At 43.7% G+C, this 1,178-nt stretch carries 1 protein-coding gene and 2 pseudogenes; all 3 read right to left on the reverse strand.

From position 1 onward, the window contains the following. Positions 1-276: pseudogene (locus tag BG32_RS11590) on the reverse strand (aldolase); the annotation flags it as partial. 186 nt (positions 277-462) lie between these two features. Then, positions 463-705: pseudogene (locus BG32_RS11595) on the reverse strand (hypothetical protein); the annotation flags it as partial. After that, positions 678-1,091, reverse strand: a complete 414-nt coding sequence (locus BG32_RS11600; protein ID WP_324466557.1) for a protease inhibitor I42 family protein — start codon at positions 1,089-1,091, stop codon at positions 678-680. The pseudogene BG32_RS11595 and the gene BG32_RS11600, both read right to left, overlap by 28 nt. Between the last annotated feature and the right edge of the window lie 87 nt (positions 1,092-1,178).

Below are 1,178 nucleotides of genomic sequence, written 5' to 3' on the forward strand. Positions count from 1 at the left end.
CTCACTAAATCCAGGGCTGAGAACGAAATCGGCATTCGAGCGAAGCGCTCTCGAATAAGCCGTATCATCGTATACTGTACCGGCCCCGATTACGAGCTTTCCGTAGAATTCCTTCTTGAGTTCGTGCAGTATCTCAGATGAAGATTCGTCGGAGAAACTGACTTCCAGAATCGTCAAGTCGTTTTCCAGCAGCATTTCACACAACTTCCTCGATTGATCAAGCGTAAGACCCCTAATTACTGTCAAGACCTTTTCTGTCATTAGTCTTTCAAACACGGTAAAATACCCCTCCTTTCGCTTACCGGCAGAAGATAATCTCTGCATTTAGTATATCAGGAGGTATCGCCACATTTCCCCGCTGAAAAGGAAACTGTCCATTTGAGTATTATGTCTTTTGTGGCATATCGTTGCTCATTTTGATGTAATAATGTGCTTCTGAAAACATTTTCAGATCTCTCATCGCTATTCAACAGAGACACCCGCGTAAAGTGTCGAAACATTTCCATGGTTTTCAACCGTGCTATAGAATTCGAACTCTATTAGAGAGACTCCTATTTTTAGAGCTTTGAAATCGAATAACCGCTTTCCGGGTTCGGTGCTTGCTATTGGAAAGTTCGAGATGTCACCGGGAAAGGATTGGCTCTTCGAAGGGTCGATGTACCTGTTATCTATGAGTCTCAGGATTTCGCTATCGCCCCGCACGCTCCATGAAAATCCAGCCGATAAGTCTTCCTCAGTAGTGGCTGCGAATAGATCACCCGACTTATGAAACCCGGAGAACTGTCAAGGACCGTTACATAATCAGGAATACACTCACTTAAAGTTCTGTCATCCATTTCTACATTGAATACCCTTATGTCGACAGCTTTTTCTTCGCCTTCCCATTCTCTGTAGAGCTTGAAAATAATTGCAAAGCTTCCCAAGGTTTCTGGACTGAATAACCAGGTCACTTTCGAACCGCCACCTTGGACAGCTTTTTCAGATTGGTCAACGGAGCTTTCCTTCGAAAAAAGTGAAAAGGCGTTAGCTTCTGATGAATAGTAGTGCCATGTATAACCGGTCGAAGCTTTCTCCACAAGTTGGGCCTTCAAGCGTTGTTCGTAGCTGATTCTGTTTAATTATCGGGATATTTGATTCTTCTGAATCTCCTATGCCGGCAAGAAGAGTTCCATAGAAAG

The sequence above is a fragment of the Mesotoga sp. HF07.pep.5.2.highcov genome, from assembly GCF_003666285.1.
Lineage (GTDB): Bacteria > Thermotogota > Thermotogae > Petrotogales > Kosmotogaceae > Mesotoga > Mesotoga prima.